This window comes from Flavobacteriales bacterium, assembly GCA_013214975.1.
Taxonomy (GTDB): domain Bacteria; phylum Bacteroidota; class Bacteroidia; order DT-38; family DT-38; genus DT-38.
Genome location: JABSPR010000287.1, coordinates 1 through 4,689, shown reverse-complemented (window position 1 = coordinate 4,689; position 4,689 = coordinate 1). Strand labels below are relative to the sequence as shown.

Below are 4,689 nucleotides of genomic sequence, written 5' to 3'. Positions count from 1 at the left end.
CCATCATTCAATCTCATTCTTGGCCCGTAAGTATTAAATATTCTTACTATGCGTGTCTCCAAATCATGAATTCTACCATAGGCCATTGTGATGGCCTCTTGGAATCTTTTGGCTTCATCATAAACCCCTCTAGGACCAACAGGGTTCACGTTGCCATAATATGTTTCTTTCTGAGGATGAACTAGTGGATCACCATATACTTCAGAAGTAGAGGCAACAATTATAGAAGCTTTCTTTTTAAGAGCTAAACCCAAACAGTTATGAGTTCCTAAAGAACTTACTTTAAGAGTCTGTATAGGTATTTTCAAATAATCTATCGGACTAGCTGGGGAAGCGAAATGAAGGATACAATCTAAATTATCCTCAATATCAATAAATTTGGAAACATCGTGATTAATGAATTCAAACATGGAATTTCTTTCTAGGTGAGCTATATTTTCAAGTCTTCCTGTTATCAAGTTATCCATTCCTATAACTTCATGACCATCAGCCAACATTCTGTCGCATAAATGCGATCCAAGAAAACCGGCGGCACCAGTAATAAGGACTTTTCCCATATTCTACTTTTCTACTAATTTCCTACCTATACTAGAATAGTAAATACCCTTTCCTTCCATCTGATCCAAGTCATATAAGTTACGTCCATCAAATATCACAGGTGCCTTCAAGCTTGATTTAATTTTTCCAAAATCAGGAGTTCTAAAAAGTGGCCACTCTGTAGCAATAACCAGAGCATCGCAGTCTTGTAAACAGCTATATTCATCCTCAGCATAAGAAACTTTATCACCTAATAAAGCTTCCGTATTCTTCATGGCTTCTTGATCATATCCGTTAATAGAAGCACCAGCTTCCAGAAGTTCCTCAATAATGTAGAGCGCTGGAGCTTCTCTAATATCATCTGTATCTGGCTTAAAAGCAAGGCCCCAAATTGCAATTTTTTTACCCGACAAATCAGCGCCAAAATAATCTTTAATTTTACCTACAAGCAGCACCCTTTGTTTCGTATTCACTTCTAAAACTGCTCTTAAAATTTTAAAATCGTGGTTTTCATCCATCCCGGATTTCTGCAATGCTTGAACATCTTTCGGAAAACAACTTCCCCCATAACCAATTCCAGGAAATAAAAATCGCTTTCCAATCCTATTGTCGGTACCCATACCAATTCTCACCATATCAGCATCTGCGCCTACTTTCTCGCAGTAATTTGCAACTTCATTCATGAAAGTAATTTTAGTAGCCAGAAACGCATTTGCTGCATACTTTGTTAATTCTGCACTTTTCTCATCCATAAATATGATAGGGTTTCCTTGTCTAACGTAAGGACGATATAGCTCTCTCATTACAGCATTTGCTCTATCAGAAGAAGATCCAATTACCACTCTATCTGGTTTCAGAAAATCATCTACTGCAAACCCTTCTCTTAAGAATTCTGGATTTGAAACAACATCAAATTCAACTTTGGAATTTGCACTTATCGCGTTGCAAACCTTTTCCGACGTTCCAACAGGAACTGTACTCTTATCTACTACAATCTTGTATCCTGTAATAATCTTACCTAATTCATCGGCAACGTTTAAAACATATGACAAATCCGCAGAACCATCTTCACCCTGCGGAGTAGGCAATGCAAGAAAAATTATTTGAGACTGATCAACAGCTTTCTTTAAATTCGTAGTAAATGCCAATCTGTTTTGCTTAATATTTCTCTCAAACAAAACCTCCAAATGGGGCTCATATATAGGGATAACTCCAACTTTTAACTTTTCAACTTTAGCTGAATCAATATCCACGCAAATTACATTGTTACCTGTATCAGCAAGGCACGTACCTGTAACCAATCCTACATATCCCGTACCAATAACCGCTATATTCATATTACTTTGTAAAATAATTTTTAATTGTGCTTACGATATAATCAAGCTGCTCTTCATCTAATTCTGTACACATCGGTAAAGACAAAACACTTTTAGACAATGCCTCAGAGATCGGAAATGCATTATTTACACTGCCCCCATTTTGATAAGCTTTCTGCAAATGAAGAGGCACCGGATAATAAATCATACTTGGAATACCTTTATCGGTAAGTTCTTGTCTTAATTCGTCTCTATGCGACCCTACGTTTAACGTATATTGATGGAAAATGTGCGTTCTATTAGGAATTCTTTTAGGTGTCACTACCTCCTCAATTTCCTCTAAAGCCTTATCATAAAAGGCTGCAGCCGTTTGGCGAGCCTCTATATACCCCTCCAGTTTTTTCAACTTAATGCACAATATGGCTGCTTGAATAGTATCTAAGCGTGAATTAACACCTACAACTTCATGATAATACTTCTCTTTCGATCCATGATTAACAATCATTCTAATGGTAGCTGCCAATTCATCATCACTTGTAAAAATTGCACCTCCATCCCCATAGCCACCAAGAGATTTTGAAGGATAAAATGAAGTTGTACTAATGGTTCCAATACTACCTGCTTTTTTTGTTGAACCGTCCGAAAAAGTATATTCAGAACCTAAAGCTTGTGCATTATCTTCGAGAATAGCAATATTCTTATTATTCGCCAATTTCATTAACGGTTCCATATCCACACATTGACCAAATAACTGAACAGGAATAATGCACTTTGTTTTATCTGTAATTGCCTTTTCGACTTGTTCCAAATTCATCAGGTACGTATCTGGATCAACATCAACAAATACAGGTTTTAAACGAAGCAATGATATCACCTCCGCTGTTGCAATAAAAGTAAAAGGCACTGTTATTACCTCATCACCTGGCTCTAATCCCAAAGCCATTAAAGCAATCTGAAGAGCATCTGTGCCATTACCACAAGGAATACAATATTTACAGCCTATGTACTCTGCAAGATCTGTACTTAACGTTTTTACCGCAGGGCCATTAATGAAAGCACCAGAATCAATAACCCCCAATATTTCATTACTTACCTCTGACTTAATTTTCTGGTATTGCCCTACTAAGTCGACCATTTGAATATCTCTCATATGAAAACGTTTCTATTCTTTATGAATGAATAGCAAATATAGCTAATTTTACTACTCGAGTAGCTGCAATTTAACTACAAATAAGCCGTTATTCCAACTTGCTTTACAATGAACATTCCTTATTCAATAGTACTACTTATTTCCATTTACTTCCTTTTGAGAGAAAACCAATGTCATGCTCAAATGAATGTAAAGGATACTACCATAAATGCATCTATGCTTGGAATTTCTTTTGGATACCATTCTCCACAGATGGACCTATCTGACCGTTTTCTTCCGAACATGATGGTGGGAGGAAATTACATGTATAAATTTAGCAGTAACTGGATAATAACAACCGAAGCCAATTTCTTTTGGCGAGACTCGGTTAAAACAAACGACATTCTTGACGATATTTTAAATTCACAAAATCTGATTTTCAATAAGAATGGTTCTATGATTGAAGTTTTATTGTTTGAACGTGGTATTAATGCATATCTCGGTGCAGGAAAAATATTCCCGCTTTTTGGACCGAATAAAAATTCGGGCATCATGGTAACGACAAGAGTTGGATATTTACAACATAAAATTCTTCTCCGTATTATGGGAACTGATGTTGTTTCGCTAACTGAAGAAATCCAAAAAGGATATGACCGATTCTCCAGTGGCATTTCGGCAGGAGCATTTCTAGGTTATCTCTATTTAGGAAACAACCGAAGAAGTAGTTTCTTTATTGGTATTGACTTTCTCTATGCCAAAACGATAAACAGACGAGGCTATAATTACGATGAAATGAGTTACGACTTAAAAAAACGTGATGATGCCTTATTAGGTGCAAAAGCTGGCTGGATTCTTCCTTTATACAGAAGGGTGGCCCGAGAATATTATATTGACTAATATATCAAATGAGAATTGCGTACAATTTTATTTTACTCATAGCCCAAATTGGCATTCTCATTGCGGCACTTTTTAATAGAAAAGTTTCTCGATGGCAGGAAGGTCGAACTAATCTTTTTATAGAATTGAGTGATAAAATAAGTTCTGAGGATAAGACAATATGGATGCACAGCGCATCTCTCGGTGAATACCAACAAGGCAAACCTGTTCTTGACCTTTTAAAAGAAAAATTCCCATCCTATAAAATCATTATTACTTTTTTCTCATCGTCAGGGTATGATGTTATCAAAAAACAAAATGTCTCAGATACTGTTTTTTATATGCCTTTGGATACAATATCTAATGTCAGGCGTTTTTTAGATATAGTTAACCCCACTCTCGTACTATTTGTGAAATATGAATTTTGGTTTAACTATCTACTTGAACTTCAAAAAAGGGCCATTCCAACTGTTTTTATTTCTTCAATATTCCGAGATCAACAATACTTTTTCTCATGGTATGGAAAATGGTTCTTAAATATTTTAAAAAAAACAGATTACTTCTTTGTACAAGATGATACTTCAAATAAATTATTGGAAAAACATGGATTTAACAACTCAATTATAACCGGAGATTCTAGATTTGACAGAGTCCACAAGCAAGAACAAAACAAAAAACCAGTCGGAATAATCGTTGCCTTTAAAGCTAATTCCAAACTACTGATTGCAGGGAGCACCTGGAATAAAGACATAGAAACTATTTGCGATTTTATTAATCAGGATATAGAAAACTTAAAATTCATAATCGCCCCACATGAAGTAAATACAGAAT

The 4,689-nt window shown here is 35.7% G+C and carries 5 protein-coding genes; 2 read left to right on the top strand and 3 right to left on the bottom strand.

What is annotated here, in order from left to right; translation table 11 throughout:
* From HRT72_09215 to HRT72_09205, 3 genes are all read right to left on the bottom strand, one after another.
* On the bottom strand, positions 1-557 hold a 557-nt coding region (locus HRT72_09215), incomplete at its 3' end, for a GDP-mannose 4,6-dehydratase (protein NQY67884.1).
* A 3-nt stretch (positions 558-560) separates the two neighbouring features.
* A complete protein-coding gene (locus HRT72_09210; GenBank protein ID NQY67883.1) occupies positions 561-1,874 on the bottom strand; it encodes a UDP-glucose/GDP-mannose dehydrogenase family protein in 1,314 nt (437 codons plus the stop codon).
* Between the two features lies 1 nt (position 1,875).
* Entirely contained in the window at positions 1,876-3,003 is a 1,128-nt protein-coding gene (locus HRT72_09205) for a DegT/DnrJ/EryC1/StrS family aminotransferase (protein ID NQY67882.1), read from the bottom strand.
* Between the two features lie 108 nt (positions 3,004-3,111).
* On the opposite strand from HRT72_09205, the gene HRT72_09200 reads away from it, so the two are divergent.
* Together HRT72_09200 and HRT72_09195 are read left to right on the top strand one after the other, a co-directional pair.
* A complete protein-coding gene (locus tag HRT72_09200; protein ID NQY67881.1) occupies positions 3,112-3,879 on the top strand; it encodes a hypothetical protein in 768 nt (255 codons plus the stop codon).
* A gap of 125 nt (positions 3,880-4,004) precedes the next feature.
* The coding region (locus HRT72_09195; protein ID NQY67880.1) for a 3-deoxy-D-manno-octulosonic acid transferase at positions 4,005-4,689 on the top strand (685 nt) is incomplete at its 3' end.